We start from the raw sequence: 23,980 nt of genomic DNA on the forward strand, positions 1-23,980 counted from the left end.
GCAGGATGGAGCACCGCCATCTGCGCGATGCCTTCGCCGGCCTGCCGTTGTTCTTCGCCGTGGCCGAAGAGCGCAGTTTCACCAAGGCCGCCGCACGCCTGGGCCTGTCGCAGACCGCCGTCAGCCATGGCATACGCAACCTCGAAGCACGCCTGGGCGTGCGCCTGCTGTCGCGCAATTCGCGCAGCGTGGTGCCAACCGAAGCCGGCGAGCGCCTGCTGCAGCAGGTCGCGCCGCAGATGGCGCAGATCGACGCCGAGCTGCGCGCCCTTGATGAGCTGCGCGGCACGCCGACCGGTTCAATCCGCATCACTGCCTCGGATCACGCCGTGCAAACGGTGCTAATGGGCAAGCTCAAGCGCTTCCTGCCCCAGTATCCGGGGATCAAGGTGGAGATCTCGGTGGACAACGCCCTGGTGGACATCGCCGCCGGACGCTTCGACGCCGGCGTGCGCCTGGGCGAGTCCCTGGCCCAGGACATGATCGCCGTGCGCATCGCCCCCGACCTGCGCTTCGCCCTGGTCGCAACCAAGGCCTACCTTGCCCGTCACCCCGCCCTCGAGCATCCGCGGGACCTGAGCCGGCACAACTGCATCAATATCCGCCTGTCCACCCATGGCAACCTGTGGGCCTGGGAATTCGAGCGCGACGGCAAGCCGCTGTCGGTACGGGTCGATGGCCAGCTCACCTTCAACCGCGCCACCGACTGTGTCGAGGCGGCCGTCGCCGGCCTTGGCCTGGCCTACGTACCGGAGGAAATGGCCGATCCCTGGCTGCGTTCCGGTCATCTGCTGCGACTGCTGGAGGACTGGTGCCCGACCTGGCCCGGCCTGCACCTGTACTACCCGAGCCGGCGCCAGCCCTCCGGTGCCATGAGCCTGTTGATCGCCGCCCTGCGCCTGGAGGCGGACTGATGCCCCGTGAACGCTATAGCGAATTGCTGGCCCTGCTGGCCGTGGCCCGCGAGCGCAATTTCACCCGCGCGGCGGCGCAACTGGGCATGTCGCAGTCGATGCTCAGCTACACCATCCGCGAGATGGAAAAACGCCTGGACATCCGCCTGCTCACCCGCACCACCCGCAGCGTGTCCCTGACCGAAGCCGGCGAGCGCCTGCTGGAGGCCGTCGGTCCGCGCCTGGCGAGCATCGCCGAGGAGCTGCGTGCGGTCAGCGAGCTGGGCGACAGCCCCGGTGGCGTGCTGCGCTTCACCGCCAGCGATCACGCGATCGACAGCCTGCTCTGGCCGAAACTGGCACCGCTGCTGCGCCGCTACCCGCGCCTGCAGGTGGAAATGCACTCCGACTATGCCTTTACCGATATCGTCCAGGGCCGCTATGACTTCGGCGTGCGCCTGGGCGACAGCCTGGCCAGGGATATCCAGGCCGTGAGGATCGGCCCGGACATTCGCCTGGCCATCGTCGCCTCGCCGCACTACCTGGCCGAGCGCGGGCTGGCCCTGACCCCGGACGAACTGATGAACCACGACTGCATCAACCTGCGCCTGCCGACCCTGGGCAACCTGTATGCCTGGGAACTGAAGCGCGGCGAGCGGGAGATGAATGTACGGGTCAACGGCCGCCTGGTGTTCAACGGCATCTACCAGGTGCTGAGTGCCGCACTGGACGGCCATGGCCTGGCCTATGTGCCCGAGGACATAGCCCGGCCGCACCTCGATGGCGGCCGGCTGGTGCCCGTGTTGCAGGAATGGTGGCGGGAGTTTCCCGGGTTTCACCTGTACTACTCGAACCAGCGCGAAGTGTCCCGGGCGATGCACCTGGTGATCGACGAACTGCGCCTGGACTGAACGCCAGGCTCAGGCGGTGGTATCGACCCGACCCAGCGAAACCCCCGAAGACTGGCTCATCAACTGGATCAACTGCGCGTGCAGGGCGAGCAACTGCGCATTGGCTGCCGAGACGCTGGTGCGCTGGGCCGACAGCGCAGCCTGGGCGGCGGGATCCTGGGCCGCCTCGGCAGCCAGGCGCTCGAGTTTCTGCTGCTCCTGCTGCAGGCGCTTCTGCGCTTCCTGGATCATTTCGCGGGTGCGCCGCATAAGGTCCTGCTGGTTGTCCTTGCCCTGCTCCACCGCCAGCAGGCTGCCCATGGCATCGTTTGGCGCCTTGGCCTCGGCGGCGGAGGCCTCCTTGTCCGGCGCTTTCATGCCGAGCTGCACCCGAACCGTGGTCTTGTCGGTGATCACGGGGGCGCCTGCCACCCGCACTGCCAAATCAGCCATGTTGCCTCCACTTGCGGATCGCTGTTGAAGTCAGGTCAGGCTAACAGGCCGACAGCCGGCGCCACGTTCTCCCCAGAAATGGACATGGCCCGGGCTCACTCCAGGTCGTGTACCACCCGCCCGATACCCTCGACCACCTGGCGCGCGCCCTGCTGGATCTCCAGCATGGTGCTGCCGGCCTGTTCGGCCAACGCCTCGACCTGGCCGGTATGGGCGCGGCTGGATTCAATGCCGCGGGTCGCGGCATCGGTCAGCGCGCGGTTCTGCTTGACCACCTCGAAGATCTCCGCGGTAGCCTCGGTTGTGCGTGCCGCCAGCCGGCGCACTTCATCGGCCACCACCGCGAAGCCCCTGCCCTGCCCGCCTGCGCGCGCCGCCTCGATCGCCGCGTTGAGGGCCAGCAGGTTGGTCTGGGTGGCGATCGCACCGATGGTTTCGACGATCGAACCGATCAGGCGCGACTGGTTCTCCAGGGCTTCCATGCTGTCGGTCAGCGCCTGCATCTGCCCGGCGATGTCACGCATCGCCGTGGCCGCCTCGCCCACCACGTCCATGCCGCGTCGCGCACGCTGGTCGGTAACCTGGGCGACATCGAAGGCCAGGCCGGCGGCCTGCTTCACCAGGTCGGCCTTTTCTACCTGCGCGGTCACCAGGTTGGCGAACTTGGCCACCTTGTAGACCTTGCCGGCGGCATCCTTGATCGGGTTGTAGGTGGCCTCCAGCCAGACGGGCTGGCCACGGCTGTCCACGCGCTGGAAACGTCCGGCGATGAACTCGCCACGCTTGAGCGCCCGCCAGAACTCGGTGTACTCCAGCGAGGCGGCGTCCTCGGCGCGGCAAAACATCCGGTGGTGCTTGCCCAGGATTGCCGTCAGGCCGTAGCCCATGGCCTGCAGGAAGGGCTCGTTGGCATCCATCACCACGCCTTCGAGATTGAACTGGATGATTGCCGTGGAGCGGTCGAGCGCTTGGAACATTTCCAGCCCGTCACGCTCCTGGCGACTTGGCACCGGCCATGCCGTACCGTAGCCGCGGCAACAGCCGCTGCCATCGCACAGCCAATACAGGCCCAGCATTACCGAGCGTCCTTGGGCGCCGCGACAGCGCCAGTGGGTAAGGGTCTGCGACTTGACCGCGCCCTCGGTACCGGGCTCCAGCAACTCGCCAGGCTTCATGCCCAGCAACTGCGCCGAGGGGTGCCCCAGGGCATCGGCAAAGGTCTGGCTGACGGCGCTGATCTGCCCGCGCTCGTCCAGAGCGACACTGGCCAACCCCTGCTCAAGACAGGCGAACGATCCCTGAAGTGCTTGCAACTCCTGCTGGCAAGCCCTCAAGGCCTGCGTGCAACGACGGTTGAACATGGCTGACTCCATTTACTGACGGGAATGGCTGTCCTGGGTGCCTGGATGCACCCGGTCCTTGCCGGCGCGCTTGGCCTTGTACAGGTTGCGATCGGCATGGATGAGAATCTCGGAAATGTCCTGGCCCGGGGCGAAGGGCGCCAGTCCGGCGCTGAAGGTGAAGGGCACCGGCGCCTCGCGACACTCGCGCACCGCGTCCAGCATCTGCTGCGCCAAGGCGTATGCCTTGCGCGCATCGCAGGTGTCGAGGATGACGCCGAACTCCTCGCCGCCCAGCCGTCCAACGCAATGACCCACGGCCATTGCCTTCAGGCGCTCGGCCAGCACCCGCAGGACTTCATCGCCGATACCATGGCCGAAGCGGTCATTGACGCTCTTGAAGTCATCGACATCGATCATCATGAAGAAGCCGCCTGCCCTGGTCGCGACGAAGGTTTCCAGGCGCTCCATCAGCGCCCGGCGGTTGTACAGCGCGGTGAGGTGGTCGGTCTCCGACAGGTTTCGGTAGTACCGCTCGATGTCCAGGGTGTTTTCCAGCGCACGGATGTAGGTGCGGCTGTTGATCCAGCCCAGGCTGAAGGAAAACACCACGAACAGGCCGAGGAAATACCGATCGTCGCTTTCGCCGTTCACATAGGGCTGGATCAATACCCAGGTCAGCACCGCGACCACCAGGTAATCCCACGAGCCGCGAATCAGCAGCGATGCACCCACCACCGCGAGCACCGTCAAGGGCAAGGAAAACCGCTGGTGCAGCAGCGGGTACTCGGTAAACAGCAGCTTGAACCCGACCATCACCACCAGCACGAAGGCCAACCCGGAAAAACGCCAGATCCGGTCCGACTGCGCATAGGTCTGCAACAGGGCCAACGCTGCCGATACCAGCAACGGTCCCCAGGCGGCGACGCTGGTCGCCCGCTCGTACAGCACCACGTGAATCAGCAGCCAACTGACCAGCACCAGCATCTGCGCGGCGATCACCCCCTCGCGCAGCAGCAGGCGGATACGCTGTGCCTGGCTAACCGGCACATCCAGCGCCTGGCTTGAACACTCTGCTTTCCTTAACATCCGACCCCAGCTCCATACTGACCCGCGCTACCGCGAAATTGATCGCCATGGTGTGCCTGACCAGTTCGGCGAACATCGGTCGCATTTCCACGGTGTTACCGCAGCAGCGGAAATAGCCTTTCGCCTCGCCTTCGCGCACCAGGCGCATGACATGGGTGCGCGACACGTAGAGGCGCGAAGACAGCTCGGCATAGGTCGAGACCTTGTAGCCGCCATTGACCGAGCGGTGCCTGAGGGCATCCAGGTACAGGGCGAGCATCGGCAGGTGTCCGCCATCCTTGTTCACGATCCACTTGGCCCCCGGCAACAGGCTGTCGAGCAGGATGCCTGCCTCGAGAAACTGCACCAGGCCGGTAAAGAAGCGTCGCAACAGGACGGCCGGCTCCACCGCGGTGGCCGTAGCGCCGCTGCCGGGCACCAGCAGGCAACCGGGCAGCAGGTAGGTCTTGATGATCCTGGCCGCCTCGTCGATGGCCGATTGGGTCGGGCGATAGATCCGCAGCCGGGCATCTTCGGGATGCACGCTGACGTGCATGTAGCCGCTGATGAAGAAGAACGAAAAATACGAGTCCAGGCTGTTGCGCGACAGGTAGCCACGCCCCAGGCAGAACTCCTTGACCCGGGACAGCGGCGTCAGTGGATCCTGGTAATGAAAGGCGAACAGTGACAGGACTACCATCAGGCGGTCGTATTTCATCAAGCTTTTGTAGAAGAACGGCTTGCGTTGGTAGAAGTCGAGCATTAGGTCCAGGTGAAGGGATATGGCTTCGTCGATTTCAGCTTTGTAGAAGTCGCCGATGGTGTGTTGCAGACAATCCAGCAGTTCGGCTCGCTTCATCGAATTTCAGGTTACCCCGGAAAAATAGCGTCATATAGCCATTACCTGGCGGACTTGATTATAGGGAGTTCGATGATGGCAATCGGATCACCCCAAAAATGTTTCAGCAAGCCTAAATACGGCGATCTGGTGCACATCGGCGCGTTTGCCGATTTATCAATCCTGTCGCTAGCACCTAGCGAAACGCTCCGACCATCCTCAATGGATCCCTGTGCTAGCGTTTCCCGACGGGCTCGCACTGCCCTGCGTGCGGCGGTTTACAACAAGCCCGATCAAATAACCGAAAAAGACTGGTGAGCCAATGGACCTGCGAATCAATCAACAGACCTACCAGGTCGACGCCGACGCGGATACGCCCCTGCTCTGGGTGCTGCGCGACGACCTCGGCCTGACCGGGACCAAGTACGGCTGCGGCCTGGCCCAATGCGGCGCCTGCTCGGTGCTGGTGGACGGCAATGTGGTGCGCTCCTGCGTGACCCCGGTGGCCGGCGTGGTCGGTCGCGAGATTACCACCATCGAAGCGGTGGAGGCCGACGCGGTCGGCAAGCGCGTGGTCGAGGCCTGGGTCAGGCACCAGGTCGCCCAATGCGGCTACTGCCAGTCCGGCCAGGTGATGGCCGCGACCGCCCTGCTCAAGCACAACGCCCGTCCCGACGACCGCGAGATCGAAGCGGCCATGGTCAACCTGTGCCGTTGCGGCACCTACAACGCCATCCGCGCCGCCGTCCACGACGTCGCCAGCAACGAAGGGGCTGCCTGATGAAAAGAGAACAGTTGCCCCTCGGCGAGCCGGTCAACCTGTCGCGCCGGCGCTTCCTGCTGGCCAGCGCCGGGGTCGCTGCCGGCGCCCTGGTGCTGGGCTGCGGCCTGCCCCTGGGCGTCGGCCGCGTCGAAGCGGCCGACGCTGCTGCCGCGTCGCCGATCAAGGTCCCGGCGCTGCTGGAAATCCGCCCCGATGGCCGCGTGCGCCTGCTCTGTTCGTTCATGGAAGGTGGCCAGGGCATCTACACCGCCATGGCGCAGATCGTCGGCGAGGAACTGGATATCGATCCCGCCCGTTTCCTGGTGGAAGCGGCGCCTGCAGGTCCGGATTTCGTGGTGATGGACAACGGCAGGCGGATTACCGGTGGCAGCATGTCAGTGCGCACCAGCTACCCGACCATGCGCAAGCTTGGCGCCCTGGCCCGGGCCATGTTGCTGCAGGCGGCCAGCGAGCGCCTGAAGGTGCCGGTCAGCGAATTGACCACCGAGCCTGGCCGGGTGATCCACGCCGCTTCCGGTCGCACCCTGGACTACGGCGAACTGGCCGAGCGGGCCATGGACCTGCCGGTACCGGACGCCGACAGCGTGCAGTTGCGCGACCCCAGCCAGTTCCGCTGGATCGGCAAGCCGGTGCAGCGCGTGGATGCCTACGACAAGTCCACCGGCAAGGCCGTGTACAGCATCGACATCAAGGTGGACGGCATGCTTCACGCCGCGGTGCAGCACGCGCCGCGCCTGGGCATGACGGTGGCCAGCGTGCGCAACGAAGAGCAGGTCAAGGCCATGAAGGGCGTGCACTCGATCCATCGCCTGCCCGGGGCCATGGCGGTGGTGGCCGAGCGCTGGTGGCACGCCAGGCGCGCCGCCGAAGCCTTGCAGGTGGAATGGCAGGAAGCCGCTGCCGACTCCAGGGTGCGCGCCATGCCCGCCGACTTCTCCAGCGACGGCCATCGCCAGCGCCTGGCCGGCGAAACCGGCCCAGGCCGCGAAGCGGAGCAGGAAGGCGATTTCGCCAGCGCCTGGAATAACGCCAGCACCAGGGTCGAAGCCACCTACCACAATCAGTACCTCAACCACGCCCAGCTCGAACCGGCCTCGGCCACGGCGCGCTTCAACCCGGACGGCAGCCTCGAGGTCTGGCTGCCGAACCAGGCGCCGGACATGTTCCGCGCCGACATCGCCAAACGTACCGGCCTCGACCCGGAAAAGATCACCTTGCACTCGCCGCTACTCGGTGGTTTCTTCGGTCGGCACTTCCTCTACGACAGCGCCAACCCCTACCCCCAGGCCATCGAGCTGGCCAAGGCCACCGGGCGCCCGATCAAGCTGATCTGGAGCCGTGAAGAAGAATTCCTGCGCGATGTCCTGCGGCCCATGGCCGTGGTCAGGTTCCGTGCCGCGCTGGACCGGGATGGCCTGCCCGTGGCCCTGGAAGCGGTCAGCGCCACCGAAGGTCCAACCGAGGCCCGGGCCGGCAAGCAGGCGGAAAAGGTAGATGCCACGGCGGTCGAAGGCCTGGCTGGCAAGGCCTACGCCATCCCTAACCGGCGCATCGCCCAGAACTATGTGCAGGGGCCGGCGATGCTCGGCTACTGGCGCTCGGTGGGCAATTCGCTGAACGACTTCTTCTACGAAGCCTTCCTCGACGAACTGGCCGACCAGGGCAAGCACGACCCCTTCGAATTGCGCCTGAAACTGCTGCGCGACAACCCGCGCCTGACCACCCTGCTCAATGCCGTGGGCGAGCTGTCCGGTGGCTGGAAGCGCGGGCCCTGGGTGGCCGAGGACGGCACCCGGCGTGCCCGCGGCGTGGCCATGGCTTCGCCATTCGGCTCGCACGCGGCGGTGATCGCCGAAGTGTCCATTGAAAATGGCCAGGTCAAGGTCCACGAGATCTGGCAGGCCATCGACCCCGGCAGCATCGTCAACCCGGCCATCATCGACGCCCAGGTCAATGGCGCCGTGGCCCTGGGGCTGTCCCAGGCGCTGGTGGAAGAAGCCGTGTATATCGACGGCAAGCCACGGGCGCGTAACTACGACCTGTATCCGATCCTGCCGCCGGCGCGCATGCCCCGGGTGCAGGTGAAGATCGTCGAAAGCGGCGAAAAAATGGGCGGCATCGGCGAGCCACCCCTGCCGGCCACGGCCCCGGCGGTGGCCAATGCCGTGGCCCATCTGACCGGGCAGCGCATCCGCAGCATGCCGCTGTCGCGCTACACCTTCAGCTAAGGGGTCGCCGATGAATGCAAAACCACTGGCACTGCTGGTCGTGCTGGGCGCTGCGGCGCTGGGCTGGTACGTCACCCGCACGCCTGCCTCGCCCCTCACGGCGCAAGCGGGCGATGCGCCGGACGAGCAACTGGTCCGACGCGGCGAATATGTCGCCCGCCTGGCCGATTGCGTGGCCTGCCATAGCCTGCCGGAGGGCCGGCCCTTCGCTGGCGGGCTGAAGATGGACACGCCGCTGGGGGCCATCCATGCCACCAACATCACGCCGGACCCCGAGCACGGCATTGGCGCCTACAGCCTGGCCGACTTCGACCGCGCGGTGCGCCACGGCGTACGGCGCGATGGCGCCCGGCTCTACCCGGCAATGCCCTACCCGTCCTATGCCAGGCTCAGCGACGAGGATGTGCGGGCGCTCTATGCCTTCTTCAGCAAGGGCGTCGCCCCGGTCGCCGAAGCCAACAAGCCTGGCGAGATACCCTGGCCGTTGAACATGCGCTGGCCGATAGCCATGTGGAATGGCCTGTTCAGTGCCTCCGCCCCGCATATCGACAACCCGGCCAAGGATGCGCTGTGGAACCGTGGCGCCTATATCGTCGAAGGCCCGGGGCACTGCGGCAGCTGCCACACACCGCGCGGGCTGGCCTTCAATGAAAAGGCCCTGGACGGCAGCAAGCCGGCCTACCTCTCCGGCGCCCTGCTCGATGGCTGGTACGCCCCAAGCCTGCGCGACGATCCGAATACCGGGCTGGGCCGCTGGAGCGAGGCGCAGATCGCGCAGTTCCTCAAGACCGGGCGCAACCAGCATGCGGTGGTGTTCGGCTCGATGACCGAGGCGTTCAACAACTCCACGCAGTTCATGACCGACGAGGACCTGGCCGCGATTGCCCGCTACCTCAAATCGCTGCCGGGTGATCCGCAGCGCGACGGGCCACCGTGGCAGTACCAGCAAGCCGTGGCTGATGCGCCGGGTGCGCATACCTACGCCACGCGCTGCGCCTCCTGCCATGGTGTCGACGGGCGTGGGCAGAACGAATGGATGCCGCCGCTGGCGGGGGCTTCGTCGTCCATGGCCCATGAAAATGCGTCGAGCATCAACATCACCTTGAACGGCGCGCAGCGGGTGGTGGCGGCCGGGGTGCCGGATGCGTATCGGATGCCGGCGTTCAGGGAGCAGTTGTCGGATCGGGAGATTGCCGAGGTGTTGAGTTTTGTCAGGACGCAATGGGGGAATCGTGGGGGGGCCGTCGAGGTCAAGGCGGTGAGTGAATTGCGCGAACGCACTGACCCGGCGAGTAGCAGCCCAATCGTGCTGCGCATGCGCTGATCCCCATGCCTGCCGAGGACCCTGTGGGAGCTGCGGTTCGGCGCTCCGACTTGCCAGCGATGGCGGCCGCCCGGACACATCGACATCAGAGCCGGCCTCATCGCTGGCAAGCCAGCTCCCACAGGGGGCTCGGCAGGCATGGGGATCGCGGGTTCATTTCAGATCGCACTGTGACCCGCCTCCAACAGTCCAACCCGGATAACGAATCAAAAGGACCACACCCATGGAAAGCATCGACCTCCTGGTCCTGCGCACCGCCCACGACTGGCTCACCTCGGGCCATCGCACCCTGCTGGCCACGGTGGTCCGCACCTGGGGCTCATCGCCGCGCCCGGTCGGCTCGATGATGGCCCTGCGCGGCGATGGCCGGGTTGTTGGTAGCGTGTCCGGTGGCTGTATCGAAGACGACCTGATCCACCGCTATACCACCGCCTACGAGGGCCCCGGCCTTCCCGACGGGTTGCCGCGACTGGTGCGCTACGGCATCGACGCAGACGAGGCCCACCGCTTTGGCCTGCCCTGTGGCGGCACCCTGGAAATCGTCCTCGAATTCGCCCCCTGTGCCGACAGCCTCGGCCAGCTTCTCCAGCATCTCGACAACGGTCGGTTGGTGCGCCGCAGCCTCGAACTCGCCAGCGGCCAGGTCGCGCTGCACACCACCCTGGTCCCCGAACAGTTCGCCTTCGATGGCCAGCGGATGCTCAACACCCTCGGCCCCGGCTACCGCATGCTGCTCATCGGGGCCGGCGCCCTGGCCGAATACCTGGCGACCATGGCCCGCTTCAACGGCTTCAAGGTCAGCGTCTGCGACCCGCGCCCGGAATACATGGAAGCCTGGAGCCTGGACGGCGTCGAGAAGCTGGTCGGCATGCCCGACGACATCGTCCGCGCCTTCGCACCGGACGTGCGCACCTGCATCATCGCCCTCAGCCATGACCCCAAGCTCGACGACCTGGCATTGCTCGAAGCGCTGCACAGCCCGGCGTTCTATATCGGCGCGATTGGCTCGCGGCGCAACAGCCAGAGCCGGCGCGAACGCCTGATCGAGCATTTCGGCGAAACCCAGGCGTCGCTGAAACGGCTGCACGGCCCGATCGGGATCTATATCGGCAGCAAGACCCCGGCAGAGATCGCCGTGAGCGTCATGGCCGAGGTGCTGGCGCAGAAGAATGCCGTGGTGTTGCCGAAGGAGCTGTCGGTGGTCCAGGCCAAGCAGGCGCGGGAGCAACTGATGCAGGTGGTCTAGCGAGTCTCGCCCCCCATGCTCAAGCGGGGCGCGAGACTCGTGGAGTCATCTCACCCCAGCAACTTCTCCACCGTCAACGGAAAGTCCCTGACCCGCCGCCCGGTGGCATGACACACCGCATTGGCCACCGCCGCCGCCACCCCGACCACACCAATCTCGCCAACGCCCTTGGAGCCCAGCTCGTTGACGATATCGTCGGGCTCATCGACGAAGATCACTTCGATTTCGCCGATGTCGGCATTCACCGGGATGTGGTACTCGGCCAGGTTGTGGTTCATGTAGCGACCCAGGCCATGGTCGATCTGCGTCTCTTCCTGCAGGGCCATGCCCAGCCCCCAGACCACGCCACCAAGTATCTGGCTGCGTGCGGTCTTGGGGTTGATTACCCGGCCCGCCGCCACGGCGCTCACCACCCGGCTGACGCGCAAGGTCCCCAGCGCCTCGTCGATGCGCACCTCGACGAACACCGCCGAGTGCGTGGCGCTGGCAAAGCCCTGGCGCCTGGCCGAGGGTTCGGCATCGACGCGTACGTCCATGGCTTCTAGCGCATAAGCCTTGCCGGCCACTTGGAGTTGCCCGTCACGAACCACGAATGCCCCGGCATCGATCCCGGCAAGTTCCGGGTAACGCCCCTTGGCCCAGGCCACCAGCTTGCCACGCAAGGCCTGGCAGGCCTGGCGCACGGCCGGGCCCACCGACGACACGGTAAACGAGCCGCCCTGCAAGGGCGCCGTCGGCAGGCTGCTGTCGCCGAGCTGGAAGGTTACGTCTGCCAGCGCCATACCGAAGGCGTCGGCGGCGATCTGGGTCATCACGGTGTAGGTTCCCGTACCGATATCAGTGGTCGCGCTGCTGACCCACAGGTGCCCATCGGCGTCCAGCCGCGCGCGGGCGCTGGCCTTCATCTGCATGGCTTCCCAGACTCCACCGGCCATGCCCCAGCCGACCAGCTCGCCCTGGTCCTGCATGCTCCGCGGCCTGGGGTCGCGGCTGTGCCAGCCGAAGCGCAAGGCGCCCCGGGCGTAGCAGTCGAGCAGCGCCTTGCTGGAATACGGCTTGCCTTCGTTGCCATTGCTGTCGGCGAAGTTGACCCGGCGCAGCTCCAGCGGATCCAGGGACAACGCTTGCGCCAGTTCGTCCATCGCGCACTCCAGGGCAATCACCCCGGAGGCCGCCCCCGGCGCCCGCATATCCAGCGGCGTGTACACGTCCAGCGGTACCAGGCGATAGCCCAGGGCGACGTTGTCGCAGCGATAGAGCATCCCCGACCATTCCACCAGGTGCTCGGTGAAATCCTCGAAGCGCGAGGTCTGCCCGGTGGCCTCGTGGGAGATCGCCAGCAGGCGACCCTGGGCATCGGCGCCCAGGCGCAGGCGCTGCACCGTGCGCGGACGATAGCCGAAGGTGAACATCTGCTGGCGGGTCAGGGTCACCCGCACCGAGCGCTGCAAGCGAAGCGCCGCCATGGCCGCCAGGGTCAGTTGATATTGCGGTCGCAGCCCGGACCCGAAGGCGCCGCCGACATAGGCGGCGCACACCCGCACCCGCTCCTTGGGCAGGTCGAAGACCTTGACCAGGTAATCCTGGCTGTTCTGCGTGCCCTGGGTCTTGTCGTGCACCTGCAGGCTGCCATCGGCGTTGTAGATCACCGTCGAGGCGTGGGGCTCCATGGGGTTGTGGTGCTCCACCGGGGTGCTGTAGGTGGCGTCGACCTTGAACGGCGCGGCCTCGAACGCCCCGGCGAAATCACCACGGGGCCCGGGCAGTTCGGCCGGGGCGTCGTGGGCGTTGTCCAGCTCGGCGAACAGGTCGGTGCGGTGCGCCTCGGCATCGATCTCGATACGCACCAACGACCCGGCGTAGCGCGCCACCTCCAGGCTCTCGGCCACCACCAGCGCCAGCGGCTGGCCGCTGTACAGGACGCGGTCGTTGAACAGCGGACGAAAGGGCTTGCCCTCGGCGGCGTCGGCATCCTCGTAGGACTCGTCATCCCCCGCCATCTTCGGCCGGTTCAGGTGATGCAGCACTTCGACCACGCCCGGCACCGCCAATGCGGCATCGCAGTCGATCCGACGGATGCGGCCCCGGGCAACGTTGCCGCTCACCACGCTACCGTAGAGCAAGCCCGGCTCGGGATATTCGCCGGCATAACGGGCGCGACCCGTGACTTTTGCCGGGCCGTCGACCCGGTCCAGCGGCTGGCCGCTCAGGGGACTGTTCATGGATGCTCCTCTCATGGATGCTCCTCCGCAGCCTGCGCCTGGGTCAGCGCACGAATGATGGCGTTTTTCGCCAGGGTGATCTTGAAGGCGTTGTGCGCCAGGGGCCTGGCATCGCGCAACAGGGCGTCGGCGAAAGCCGCATAGCTCTCGCGGGTAGCCGGGCGCCCGAGCATCGACCGTTCCAGCCCGACATCGCGCCATGGCTTGTGCGCCACGCCGCCCAGGGCCACGCGCAATCCGGCGATGCTGTTGTCGTCGGCCACCACCAGCCCCGCCGCGACCGAGACCAGAGCGAAGGCATAGGACGCCCGGTCGCGCAGCTTGAGGTAATGGCTGCACGCGACGAACGGGGGCGGCGGCAGTGCGATGGCGACGATCAGTTCGTCCTCGGCCAGGCAGTTGTCGCGCTCCGGCGTGGCGCCTGGCAGGCGGTGGAAGTCGGCGAAGGGAATCTCCCGCTCGCCCTGCCTTCCGTGCACCAGCACCCTCGCCTCCAGCGCGGCGAGTGCCACGCACATATCGGACGGATGCACCGCCACGCAGTGCTCGCTGGCACCGAGGATTGCGTGCTGGCGGTTCAGCCCGTCCCGGGCCGGGCAACCACTGCCGGGCGCTCGTTTGTTGCACGGCACCGCCGCGTCGTAGAAGTAATGACAGCGGGTGCGCTGCAACAGATTGCCGCCGGTGCTGGCCATATTGCGCAACTGCGGCGACGCGCCGGCCAGGATCGCCTGGCTCAGCAACGGGTAGCGGGCCTCCACGTCCAAGTGCCAGGCCAGCTCGGCATTGCTCACCAGCGCGCCGATCTGCAAGCCGCCGTTGGCGGTGGTACGCACCTCGCGCAGCGGCAGCCCGGTGATATCGATCACCCGCGCCGGGCGCTCGACGTTCTCTTTCATCAGGTCCAGCAGATTGGTGCCACCGGCGATAAAGCGCGCATCGGGCCCCGCCTGTTGCACGGCCTGTTCGATGCTGTCCGGCTTGCTGTAGGCGAAAGGCATCATGGACGCGGCCCTCCCATCTGCGGCAGGGCTTCCTCCACCGCCGCGACGATATTGCTATAGGCCCCGCAGCGGCACAGGTTGCCGCTCATGGCCTCCTGGATCTGCGCCCGCGACCGCGCCCTGCCCTCGCGAGCCATGCCCACGGCGGAACAGATCTGCCCGGGGGTGCAATAGCCACACTGGAAGGCGTCGTGGGCGATGAACGCCTGTTGCAATGGGTGCAGGCGATCGCCGTGGGCCAGGCCTTCGATGGTGGTCAGCTCGTCGCCGTCGCACATGATCGCCAGGGTCAGGCAGGCGTTCACCCGACGGCCGTTGCGCAATACGGTGCAGGCGCCGCACTGGCCGTGGTCGCAGCCCTTCTTGGTGCCGACCAGGTCGAGTTCATCGCGCAGCAGGTCAAGCAGGGTCAACCAGGGCGGCACTTGCAAGTGATGCTGCTCGCCGTTGATGTACAGGCCGATCGCATGGGTGTTCGGCGCGGAAGGGACATCGCTCATGACAAAGGCCTCACGGTAGGTATGCTGGTGCTTTTCAGGTCCGACCGGGGAGCGAAGAGATGGGTTCAAAGGGATTGACCGGAAGGTGCGCGGCGCTGGTACTGGCGGCCGGGCGCGGGCGCAGGTTTGGCAGCGACAAGCGGATTGCGCCGTTGCCTGGTGGCGCGCGCCTGCTGGAGACGACCCTGGCGCGGGTGCTGGAGGCGTTCGAGGAGGTCTGGGTGGTGCTCAGGCCGGAGGACGATGTGGCGGCGCTGGGGGTGGATGCCACGCGGGTGAAAGTAGTGCGGGCCGAACAGGCCGACCAGGGCATGGGACACAGCCTGGCGGCCGGGGCACGGGCTATCGCGCAAGCCGGATCAGGCATCGAGGCGGTGGCGGTGATGCTGGGGGACATGCCCTGGGTCAAGGTGCAAACGCTGGTGCAACTTGCCGGCCTGGCAAAGGAAGACCGGATTCTGGTACCGCGGTTCGAGGAACAGCGTGGGCATCCGGTGGTGTTCGGCAAAGCATTCTGGGAGGAACTGGCGGAACTGGACGGGGATCAGGGCGGGAGGCGGGTCATCGAGAAACACCAGGAGGCCTGCCGGATCGTGGAGGTCGGCGATCAGGGGGTGGTCGCGGATGTGGATCTGCCCCCTGACTGCCGCGGATAAGTGGCATAAGACACCACCCGACAGCCCCCGCCAATAAGCACAAGACTTCCCGGAGAAAACCCGGATAATGGCCGCCAAAATCGATTCGCCCGCTACGGAACCCGCATGGAAATCAAGGTCAATTTTCTCGACAACCTCCGACTCGAAGCCAAGTTCGACGACTTCACGGTGATCGCCGACCAGCCGATCCGCTACAAGGGCGACGGTTCGGCACCGGGTCCGTTCGACTATTTCCTGGCCTCCTCGGCGTTGTGTGCGGCCTATTTCGTCAAGCTGTACTGCCAGACCCGCGACATCCCCACCGACAATATCCGCCTGTCGCAGAACAACATCGTCGACCCGGAAAACCGCTACAACCAGATCTTCAAGATCCAGGTCGAGCTGCCCGCCGATATCTCCGAGAAGGACCGCCAGGGCATCCTGCGCTCCATCGACCGCTGCACCGTGAAGAAGGTGGTGCAGACCGGCCCGGAATTCATCATCGAAGAGGTGGAGAACCTCGACGCCGACGCCCAGGCCCTGTTGATGCCGGGCCTCGACGGCCAGACCCGCACGCTCATCCCGGGCAAGGACCTGCCGCTGGAGCAGACCATCGCCAACATGTCGCAGATCCTCGCTGGGCTGGGCATGAAGATCGAGATCGCCTCCTGGCGCAATATCGTGCCGAACGTGTGGTCCTTGCATATCCGCGACGCGCAGTCGCCGATGTGCTTCACCAACGGCAAGGGCTCGAGCAAGGAAAGCGCGCTGGCCTCGGCCCTGGGCGAATTCATCGAGCGGCTGAACTGCAACTTCTTCTATAACGACCAGTTCTGGGGCGAGGACATCGCCAACGCCGAGTTCGTGCATTACCCGAACGAGCGCTGGTTCAAGCCGGGGCGCAACGACGCCCTGCCCAAGGGCCTGCTCGACGAGTATTGCCTGGCCATCTACAACCCGGACGGCGAACTGCTCGGCTCGCACCTGTACGACACCAACTCGGGCAATATCGAGCGTGGCATCTGCGCGCTGCCCTATGTGCGCCAGTCCGACGGCGAGGTGGTGTATTTCCCGTCGAACCTGATCGAGAACCTGTACCTGAGCAACGGCATGTCCGCCGGCAACACCCTGGCCGAAGCCCAGGTGCAGTGCCTGTCGGAGATCTTCGAGCGGGCGGTCAAGCGCGAGATCCTCGAAGGCGAGCTGGCCTTGCCGGACGTGCCGCAGGAGGTGCTGGCCAAGTACCCGGGCATCCTCGCCGGTATCCAGGGCCTTGAAGAGCAAGGCTTCCCGGTGCTGGTCAAGGACGCCTCGCTGGGCGGTGAATTCCCGGTGATGTGCGTGACCCTGATGAACCCGCGCACCGGCGGCGTGTTCGCTTCCTTCGGTGCCCACCCGAGCTTCGAGGTGGCGCTGGAACGCAGCCTCACCGAACTGCTCCAGGGCCGCAGCTTCGAAGGCCTCAACGACCTGCCGCAACCGACCTTCGAAAGCCATGCACTGATGGAGCCAAACAACTTCGTCGAGCACTTCATCGATTCCAGCGGCGTGGTCTCCTGGCGGTTCTTCAGTGCCAGGTCTGATTTCGAGTTCGTCGAATGGGACTTCTCCGGCCACGGCGAAGACTCCAATGCCGAGGAAGCCGCGACCCTGTTCGGCATCCTCGAAGGTATGGGCAAGGAGGTCTACATGGCCACCTACGACCACCTCGGCGCCCCGGCCTGCCGCATCCTGGTGCCGGGCTATTCGGAAATCTACCCGGTGGACGACCTGATCTGGGACAACACCAACAAGGCGCTGTTTTTCCGCGAAGACATCCTCAACCTGCACAGCCTTGACGATGACGCCCTGGAAAGCCTGCTGGAGCGCCTGGTGGAGTCCGAGCTGGACGAATACACCGAGATCAAGACGCTGATCGGCGTCGAGTTCGACGACAACACGGTGTGGGGCCAGTTAACCGTGCTGGAATTGAAGATCCTGATCCAGGTGGCGTTGAAGAAGTTCGACGATGCCAAGGAACTGGTCGAGATGTTCCTCCAGTACAACGACAACACCGTCGAGCGCGGGCTGTTCTACCAGGCGCTGAACGTGGTGCTGGAAGTGGAACTGGACAGCGACCTGGACCTGGCCGACTACGAGGTCAACTTCCGCCGCATGTTCGGCAATCCGCGGATGGATGCGGTGCTGGCGTCGGTCGAAGGCAGCCTGCGCTTCCATGGCCTGACCCCGACCAGCATGAAACTGGAAGGCCTGGACCGGCACCTGCGCCTGATCGAGAGCTACAAGAAACTGCACGCAGCGCGGGCAGCCAAGGGCTGATATTGCCTCATCGCCGGCAAGTCGGAGCGCCGCCACGCTGTCATGGAACAAAACATAACTATTTGATTTGCAAGGTTCTTGTGGGAGCGGGTTCACCCGCGATTGCTATGCTGACTTCAGCACCGCAATCGCGGGTGAACCCGCTCCCACAGGGTACGCGTTGTGCCTTAGAACTCGAAGGCCGGTAGTTGACAGGGGTCAATGATGTAGCGGACCTGGCAGGTAATCATGGGTAGTCCTTGGCGATGAAGGGCTCGAGTGTATTGAGCGGAGCCGTTCCGGCCTTGAACAAAGTTGCTGTTCTTTCGGGCCCTATCGCTGGCAAGCCAGCTCCCACAGGGTCGGTGTCGAACACAAAATCTGCGGCTGGCTCGGAACCTGTGGGAGCTGGCTTGCCAGCGATGAGGCCGGCACAGGCAATGATGGTGTCTGGGCGGACCAATCGCTGGCAACGCCAGCTCCCACAAGGTCAGTGTCGAACACAAAATCTGCGGCTGGCTCGGAACCTGTGGGAGCTGGCTTGCCAGCGATAGGGCCCGAAAGAGCAACACACGCCATTCCTGCGGAAAACGGATAGAACCCTCTCCCCTCTCTGACCAAGACTAGCCATGCGCCCACCGGCCCACGCCGGTCGCGTGCCGTCCAACCAACCCGTCAGAGGTTTGCATGAACACCCCCGCGCATCAGCTGAGCACCTGGCTGAAGCAACACCAGATCACCGAAGTCGAGTGCATTGTCAGTGACCTCACCGGCATCGCCCGCGGCAAGATTTCCCCTACCAACAAGTTTCTCGCCGAAGGCGGCATGCGCCTGCCGGAGAGCGTCCTGCTGCAGACCGTCACCGGCGATTTCGTCGAGGATGAGATCTACTACGACCTGCTGGACGAGGCGGACATCGATATGTTCTGCCGCCCCGACCCGGAGGCGATCTTCCTGGTGCCCTGGGCCATCGAGCCCACCGCGATGGTGATTCATGACACCTACGACAAGCGCGGCAATCCCGTCGAGCTGTCGCCGCGCAACGTGCTCAAGCGCGTGCTGCGCCTGTACGCGCAGAAAGGCTGGACGCCGATCGTCGCGCCGGAAATGGAGTTCTACCTGACCAAGCGCAGCAGCGACCCGGACTTCCCGCTGGAGGCGCCGATCGGCCGCTCGGGGCGTCCGGAAAGCGGCCGGCAGAGCTTTTCCATCGATGCCGCCAACGAGTTCGACCCGCTGTTCGAGGATGTCTACGACTGGTGCGAGGCCCAGGGCCTGGACCTGGATACGCTGATCCACGAGGACGGCCCGGCGCAGATGGAGATCAACTTCCGCCACGGCGACGCCCTGTCCCTGGCCGACCAGATCACCGTGTTCAAGCGCACCATGCGCGAGGCCGCGCTCAAGCACAACGTGGCGGCGACCTTCATGGCCAAGCCGATCACCGACGAGCCGGGCAGCGCCATGCATATCCACCAGAGCGTGGTGGACGCCGAGTCGGGCCGGAACATCTTCGTCAACGAGGACGGCAGCATGAGCGAGCTGTTCCTCAATTACATCGGCGGCCTGCAGAAGTACATCCCCAAGGTGCTCCCGATGTTCGCGCCGAACGTCAACTCGTTCCGCCGCTTCCTGCCGGACACCTCGGCGCCGGTCAACGTCGAGTGGGGCGAGGAGAACCGTACAGCCGGCCTGCGCGTGCCGCCGTCCTCGCCCGAAGCGATGCGCGTGGAAAACCGCCTGCCGGGCGCCGATGCCAACCCCTACCTGGCCATCGCCGCCAGCCTGCTGTGCGGCTACCTGGGCATGGTCGAGAAGATCGAGCCGAGCGCGCCGGTCCAGGGCCGCGCCTACGAGCGCCGCAGCCTGCGCCTGCCGATCACCATCGAGGACGCCCTCGCGGCCATGGAGAACTGCGAGGTGCTGGAGCAGTACCTGGGGCGCAAGTTCGTCCAGGGCTATGTCGCGGTGAAACGCACCGAGCACGAAAACTTCAAGCGCGTGATCAGTTCCTGGGAACGGGAGTTCCTGCTGCTCAGCGTCTGACCGCAATCGCCACGCCGCCCACAATAAAACGGATCAGGAGTCGCCATGAAGCTGTTGCAACGTCTTGCCCCTCTCGCCCTGCTCGCCGCGCCGCTGCTGGCCAGCGCGCAGCCCAGTGTCAGCATCTACAACTGGACCGACTACATCGCCCCCGACACCCTCGCCGGCTTCGAGGGCGCCACCGGGATCAAGCCGGTGTACGACGTCTTCGACTCCAACGAAACACTGGAAGGCAAGCTGCTGGCGGGCAAGACCGGCTACGACATCGTCGTGCCGTCCAACCACTTCCTGACCCGCCAGGTGGACGCCGGGGTGTTCCTCGAACTGGACCGCAGCAAGCTGCCGAACTGGAAACACCTGGACCCGGCGCTGCTCAAGCTGCTCGAACAGAACGACCCCGGCAACCGCCACTCGGTGCCCTACCTGTGGGGTACCAACGGCATCGGCTACAACGTCGACAAGGTCAAGCAGGTGCTGGGCGTCGACCATATCGACTCCTGGGCCACCCTGTACGAGCCGGAAAACCTGAAGAAGCTGCAACAATGCGGCGTGGCCTTCATGGACTCGGCCGACGAACTGATCCCGTCGATCCTCAACTACCTGGGCCTGGACCCCAACAGCAGCAACGCGGCGGACTACGCCAAGGCCGAGAAGCGCCTGCTGGAACTTCGCCCCTACGTAACCTACTTCCACTCGTCCAAGTACATCTCGGACCTGGCCAATGGCGATATATGCGTGGCCTTCGGCTTCTCCGGCGACGTGCTGCAAGCGGCCAACCGTGCCCGCGAGGCAGGCAACGGGGTGAAGATCGCCTACAGCATTCCCAAGGAAGGCAGCAACCTGTGGTTCGACCTGATCGCGATTCCCGCCGACGCGAAGAACCCCGACCAAGCCCTGGCGTTCATCAACTACGTGATGGAGCCGAAGGTGATCGCCGGGATCAGCGACTATGTGGGTTACCCTAACGCCAACGCCGACTCCAGGCCGTTCATCGATCCCGAGACGCTGAACAACCCCGAGGTCTATCCGCCCCAGGCGGTGCTGGACAAGCTCTACATCTCCAAGGCCCCGTCGCCGAAGATCATGCGCCTGATGACCCGCAGCTGGAGCAAGGTCAAGTTCAACCAATGAGTCGAGATCCCTTGATGATGCAACGTGCTGAGCATGCGGCGTCGTACTACGCCGCCACCGCCCGCGACAGCCAGCCCTACCCTGCGCTCGACGGCGAGATCCAGGCCGATGTGTGCGTGATCGGTGGTGGCCTGACCGGGGTCAACACCGCCCTGGAACTGGCCTTGCGCGGGCACTCGGTGGTGCTGCTGGAGGCCCGGCGCGTCGGCTGGGGTGCCAGCGGGCGCAATGGTGGGCAGCTGATTCGCGGTATCGGCCACGATGTCAGTGGCTTCGGCAAATATGTCGGCGAGGATGGCGTGCGCTACCTGGAGCGAGCCGGAGTGGACTCGGTGACCCTGGTCGCCGAACGCATCGACGAGTTCGCCATCGACTGCGACCTGCGCTGGGGTTTCTGCGAGCTGGCCAATACCCCGAGGCAGTTCGCGGCGATGCGCGAGGAATACGCGTCACTGGCGAATTCGGGGTATCCGCACCCGATCGAACTGGTGGAACCCGGGCGTATGCACCAGGTGGTCGCCAGTGATTGCTATGCCGGCGGGTTGATCGATATGGGCTCGGGGCATCTGCACCCGCTGGACCTGGTGACCGGCGAGGCCCGGGCAGCCAGCCGGCTTGGGGTGCAGGTCTTCGAGCAGAGCCCGGTGCTGCGCATCGAGCATGGCAGCCAGGTCGTGGTGCATTGCCCCCGCGGCCGGGTGCGCGCGGACAGCCTGGTATTGGGCTGCAATGCCCACCTCGATGAGCTGGAGCCGAAGCTCAGTGGCAAGGTGTTGCCGGCGGGAAGCTATGTGATCGTCACCGAGCCGCTGCCGGAAGACGTCGCCTCCAGCCTGATTCCGCTGAACCTGGCGCTGTGCGACCAGAAGGTCGGGCTGGATTACTACCGGCTCACCGCCGACCGGCGCTTGCTGTTCGGCGGAGCCTGCCACTACTCCGGGACTGACCCCAGGGATATCGGCGCCTACATGCGGCCAAAGATGCTCAAGGTGTTCCCGCAACTGGCCCATGTGCGCATCGACTACCAATGGGGCGGGATGATCGGCATCACCGCCAACCGCTTCCCACAGGTCGGGCGCTTGGCAGAGCATCCGAACGTGTTCTTCGCCCAGGGCTATTCGGGGCATGGGCTGAATGTCACGCACTGGTCGGCGAAACTGCTGGCGGAGGCCATATCGGTCGGGCAAAGCAAGGGGCTGGATGTATTCGGCGCAGTGCCGCACCTGACCTTCCCCGGCGGCAAGCTGCTGCGCTCGCCGCTGCTGGCGCTGGGGATGTTGTGGTATCGGGTGAAGGAGATTGTTGGCTGATTGATGTGGTGTATGTGATGGCCTCATCGCTGGCAAGCCAGCTCCCACAGGTTTATGTGGGAGCTGGCTTGCCAGCGATGAGGCCCTGAAAACCAGCACAAGGCCCCAAGCCCTCACCCGCGTTTCAGCGTCTCCTTCGGATATTCCCCGAACAACCCATGGTAAGCCTGGGAAAACCGCCCCAGGTGCCAGAACGACCAGCGCATGGCCACCTCGGCCACGGTGACCTGCCCCGGGTCTGCCGCCAGCAAGTCCCGTCTTACCGCATTCAGGCGCCGGTTGCGCAGCCATACCGTCGGCGGCATGTCGGCATAGCGCAGGAAGGATTGCTGCAACTGGCGCACCGACACCCCGGCTGCATCCGCCAGATCCTGCACGCCAACGCTGTCCTGCGGGCAGTCGTTGACCACTTCCTTGACCCGCTCGACCACGCGGCGCATATGGCACTCGGCACGTCCGCGAGCGTCCACCTCCACGGCCTGGTCGAGCAATTGGAAGCAGCCATCGGCGATCTCCCGGGCAAACCCCGGCGCCGACACATCCACCTGGCCGCGTACCGCTTCGGCGAGCACCTCGCTGAGCGCGCTGGCGAAGGCCTTGCAACGGGTCGGACGCAACGGTTGCAGGACCAGCCGGCGAAACTCCGCCGCCGAATGCTGCCAGCTCGCCGGCTGCTTCAGCACCACGGCCACTTCGCGGTAGTTCTCCGGGGTCACCCAGGCATTGCGGGTCTGGCCGTCCAGCAGATAAAGGGCGTTGTCGCTCATGTCGAAGCTGAACACCAAGGCGTCGGCCGGTGCGTGGAATTCCTGCTCGACCCGCAGGTTCATGCGTTCCTCGTACAGCTCCAGGCCAGCGCTCTGGGCATGCACCAGGCGTCCCTGGAAGCGCCCGGACGACATCTGCGTGTACTGCTCCTGCCAGCCCGGCAGGGCAACGCGGTGCTCGTTTACCTCATGAGCCTCCAGGACCTTGATTGTCATGCACGCACCTTGGGTTTTTATTCGAATGCTGATCGGCCAAGCGCCGTCAAGAATAATGAACGTTGGTAAACCCGGTCAAAGCCGTCGTGATGATCGGCCGCTTATTTCTGACTCAACGCCACCACCGAGACTCCGGAGGCGACAAAGGTCACCCCGGCGCCGATATTCAGGCCGTTGACCACCTTGGGGCGATTACGGATGGCACTGGTCAATGTCGAGGCGAATACGCCCATCAGGGCAAAGCCGACGGCAGTGAGCAAGGCGAACCACAGTCCGTAGACCAGCATCTGTACCGTCACCGAACCCAGTTGCGGATTGACGAACTGCGGAATGAAGGCCAGCACGAACAGCCCGGGCTTGGGGTTGAGTGCCGCGGAGAGAAAGCCGGTGAGGAAAATGGTGCGCAGCGGTTGCCTGGCCGCCGGGGCGAAGCTGATCAGGTTTCGCGAGCGCAGCACCTTGATCCCCAGCCACAACAGGTAGCCGGCGCCGATGATCTTCACTACCCAAAAGGCCACGGCGGACGTCTGCATCAGCAGCGTCAGGCCCAGGGCTGCGGTGGTGGTGTGGAACAGGATGCCGGTACCGGACGCAACGCCGGAAACGATCGCGGCCAGGCGACCCTGGCTCAGGCCGCGGCCGATGGCCAGGAGGTTGTCGGGGCCAGGTGAAATCACCAGCAGCAGGCAGGCGGCGGTGTAGGCGAGCCAGATGTCGATGGGGAACATTGCATCCTCCGTGATGTGTGGAAAGGTCCCTGATGGTGTGGGACTTTAACCTATAGCTG

General features: G+C 65.3%; 20 protein-coding genes. 11 read left to right on the plus strand and 9 right to left on the minus strand.

Going from position 1 to position 23,980, the window contains the following annotated elements:
• Nucleotides 1–5: 5 nt before the first annotated feature.
• Entirely contained in the window at nucleotides 6–914 is a 909-nt protein-coding gene (locus tag N7650_RS20050; RefSeq protein WP_279899698.1) for a LysR family transcriptional regulator, read from the plus strand.
• Nucleotides 914–1,804 (plus strand): LysR family transcriptional regulator, encoded by an 891-nt coding sequence (locus N7650_RS20055; protein ID WP_279899699.1) that lies wholly within the window; start codon nucleotides 914–916, stop codon nucleotides 1,802–1,804. Before N7650_RS20050 ends, N7650_RS20055 begins: the two co-directional genes overlap by 1 nt.
• A 9-nt stretch (nucleotides 1,805–1,813) precedes the next feature.
• Here N7650_RS20055 and N7650_RS20060 read toward each other — a convergent pair whose 3' ends face one another.
• From N7650_RS20060 to N7650_RS20075, 4 genes are all read right to left on the minus strand, one after another.
• Entirely contained in the window at nucleotides 1,814–2,236 is a 423-nt protein-coding gene (locus N7650_RS20060) for a hypothetical protein (RefSeq protein WP_009401501.1), read from the minus strand.
• A 95-nt stretch (nucleotides 2,237–2,331) separates the two neighbouring features.
• The gene (locus N7650_RS20065; RefSeq protein ID WP_279899700.1) at nucleotides 2,332–3,597 is read right to left on the minus strand and encodes a PAS domain-containing methyl-accepting chemotaxis protein; all 1,266 of its coding nucleotides are present in this window, start codon (nucleotides 3,595–3,597) and stop codon (nucleotides 2,332–2,334) included.
• A 12-nt stretch (nucleotides 3,598–3,609) separates the two neighbouring features.
• Nucleotides 3,610–4,665 (minus strand): GGDEF domain-containing protein, encoded by a 1,056-nt coding sequence (locus tag N7650_RS20070; protein WP_279899701.1) that lies wholly within the window; start codon nucleotides 4,663–4,665, stop codon nucleotides 3,610–3,612.
• Nucleotides 4,616–5,503, minus strand: a complete 888-nt coding sequence (locus tag N7650_RS20075; protein WP_279899702.1) for a hypothetical protein — start codon at nucleotides 5,501–5,503, stop codon at nucleotides 4,616–4,618. The genes N7650_RS20070 and N7650_RS20075 overlap by 50 nt, the downstream gene beginning before the upstream one ends.
• A 301-nt stretch (nucleotides 5,504–5,804) precedes the next feature.
• Here N7650_RS20075 and N7650_RS20080 point away from each other — a divergent pair, with 301 nt between their 5' ends.
• From N7650_RS20080 to N7650_RS20095, 4 genes are all read left to right on the plus strand, one after another.
• Nucleotides 5,805–6,263, plus strand: coding sequence for a (2Fe-2S)-binding protein (locus tag N7650_RS20080; protein ID WP_009401495.1), 459 nt, complete (start codon nucleotides 5,805–5,807; stop codon nucleotides 6,261–6,263).
• Nucleotides 6,263–8,494 (plus strand): xanthine dehydrogenase family protein molybdopterin-binding subunit, encoded by a 2,232-nt coding sequence (locus tag N7650_RS20085; protein ID WP_279899704.1) that lies wholly within the window; start codon nucleotides 6,263–6,265, stop codon nucleotides 8,492–8,494. The genes N7650_RS20080 and N7650_RS20085 overlap by 1 nt, the downstream gene beginning before the upstream one ends.
• Before the next feature lie 10 nt (nucleotides 8,495–8,504).
• Entirely contained in the window at nucleotides 8,505–9,818 is a 1,314-nt protein-coding gene (locus tag N7650_RS20090; protein ID WP_009401493.1) for a c-type cytochrome, read from the plus strand.
• A gap of 223 nt (nucleotides 9,819–10,041) precedes the next feature.
• A complete protein-coding gene (locus tag N7650_RS20095; protein WP_009401491.1) occupies nucleotides 10,042–11,064 on the plus strand; it encodes an XdhC family protein in 1,023 nt (340 codons plus the stop codon).
• Between the two features lie 50 nt (nucleotides 11,065–11,114).
• Here N7650_RS20095 and N7650_RS20100 read toward each other — a convergent pair whose 3' ends face one another.
• The 3 genes from N7650_RS20100 to N7650_RS20110 are packed head-to-tail and all read right to left on the minus strand — an operon-like array spanning nucleotide 11,115 to nucleotide 14,790.
• A complete protein-coding gene (locus N7650_RS20100) occupies nucleotides 11,115–13,286 on the minus strand; it encodes a xanthine dehydrogenase family protein molybdopterin-binding subunit (RefSeq protein WP_009401489.1) in 2,172 nt (723 codons plus the stop codon).
• Nucleotides 13,287–13,297: 11 nt separating this feature from the next.
• Nucleotides 13,298–14,290, minus strand: coding sequence for a xanthine dehydrogenase family protein subunit M (locus N7650_RS20105; RefSeq protein WP_009401487.1), 993 nt, complete (start codon nucleotides 14,288–14,290; stop codon nucleotides 13,298–13,300).
• Complete coding sequence (locus N7650_RS20110) at nucleotides 14,287–14,790, minus strand: (2Fe-2S)-binding protein (protein ID WP_009401486.1); 504 nt, start codon at nucleotides 14,788–14,790, stop codon at nucleotides 14,287–14,289. Before N7650_RS20110 ends, N7650_RS20105 begins: the two co-directional genes overlap by 4 nt.
• Nucleotides 14,791–14,849: 59 nt before the next feature.
• On the opposite strand from N7650_RS20110, the gene N7650_RS20115 reads away from it, so the two are divergent.
• From N7650_RS20115 to N7650_RS20135, 5 genes are all read left to right on the plus strand, one after another.
• Nucleotides 14,850–15,446 carry a nucleotidyltransferase family protein gene (locus N7650_RS20115; protein ID WP_009401485.1) on the plus strand — a complete coding sequence of 199 codons (597 nt, stop codon included), beginning with the start codon at nucleotides 14,850–14,852 and terminating at the stop codon, nucleotides 15,444–15,446.
• Nucleotides 15,447–15,551: 105 nt separating this feature from the next.
• Complete coding sequence (locus N7650_RS20120) at nucleotides 15,552–17,744, plus strand: OsmC domain/YcaO domain-containing protein (protein ID WP_009401484.1); 2,193 nt, start codon at nucleotides 15,552–15,554, stop codon at nucleotides 17,742–17,744.
• A gap of 666 nt (nucleotides 17,745–18,410) precedes the next feature.
• Nucleotides 18,411–19,769: a glutamine synthetase family protein gene (locus tag N7650_RS20125; RefSeq protein ID WP_009401483.1), complete on the plus strand. Its 1,359-nt coding sequence runs from the start codon at nucleotides 18,411–18,413 to the stop codon at nucleotides 19,767–19,769.
• A 45-nt stretch (nucleotides 19,770–19,814) separates the two neighbouring features.
• Nucleotides 19,815–20,900: a polyamine ABC transporter substrate-binding protein gene (locus N7650_RS20130; protein WP_279899709.1), complete on the plus strand. Its 1,086-nt coding sequence runs from the start codon at nucleotides 19,815–19,817 to the stop codon at nucleotides 20,898–20,900.
• Between the two features lie 14 nt (nucleotides 20,901–20,914).
• Nucleotides 20,915–22,210, plus strand: coding sequence for an FAD-binding oxidoreductase (locus tag N7650_RS20135; protein ID WP_279899711.1), 1,296 nt, complete (start codon nucleotides 20,915–20,917; stop codon nucleotides 22,208–22,210).
• A gap of 113 nt (nucleotides 22,211–22,323) precedes the next feature.
• Here the strand turns inward: N7650_RS20135 and N7650_RS20140 are convergent, their stop codons facing one another.
• Entirely contained in the window at nucleotides 22,324–23,193 is an 870-nt protein-coding gene (locus N7650_RS20140) for a helix-turn-helix domain-containing protein (protein ID WP_279899712.1), read from the minus strand.
• 101 nt (nucleotides 23,194–23,294) lie between these two features.
• Nucleotides 23,295–23,921 carry a LysE family translocator gene (locus N7650_RS20145; RefSeq protein WP_279899713.1) on the minus strand — a complete coding sequence of 209 codons (627 nt, stop codon included), beginning with the start codon at nucleotides 23,919–23,921 and terminating at the stop codon, nucleotides 23,295–23,297.
• Nucleotides 23,922–23,980 lie beyond the last annotated feature (59 nt).

Origin of the sequence: Pseudomonas sp. GD04058 (assembly GCF_029836855.1) — a bacterium.
Lineage (GTDB): Bacteria > Pseudomonadota > Gammaproteobacteria > Pseudomonadales > Pseudomonadaceae > Aquipseudomonas > Aquipseudomonas bharatica.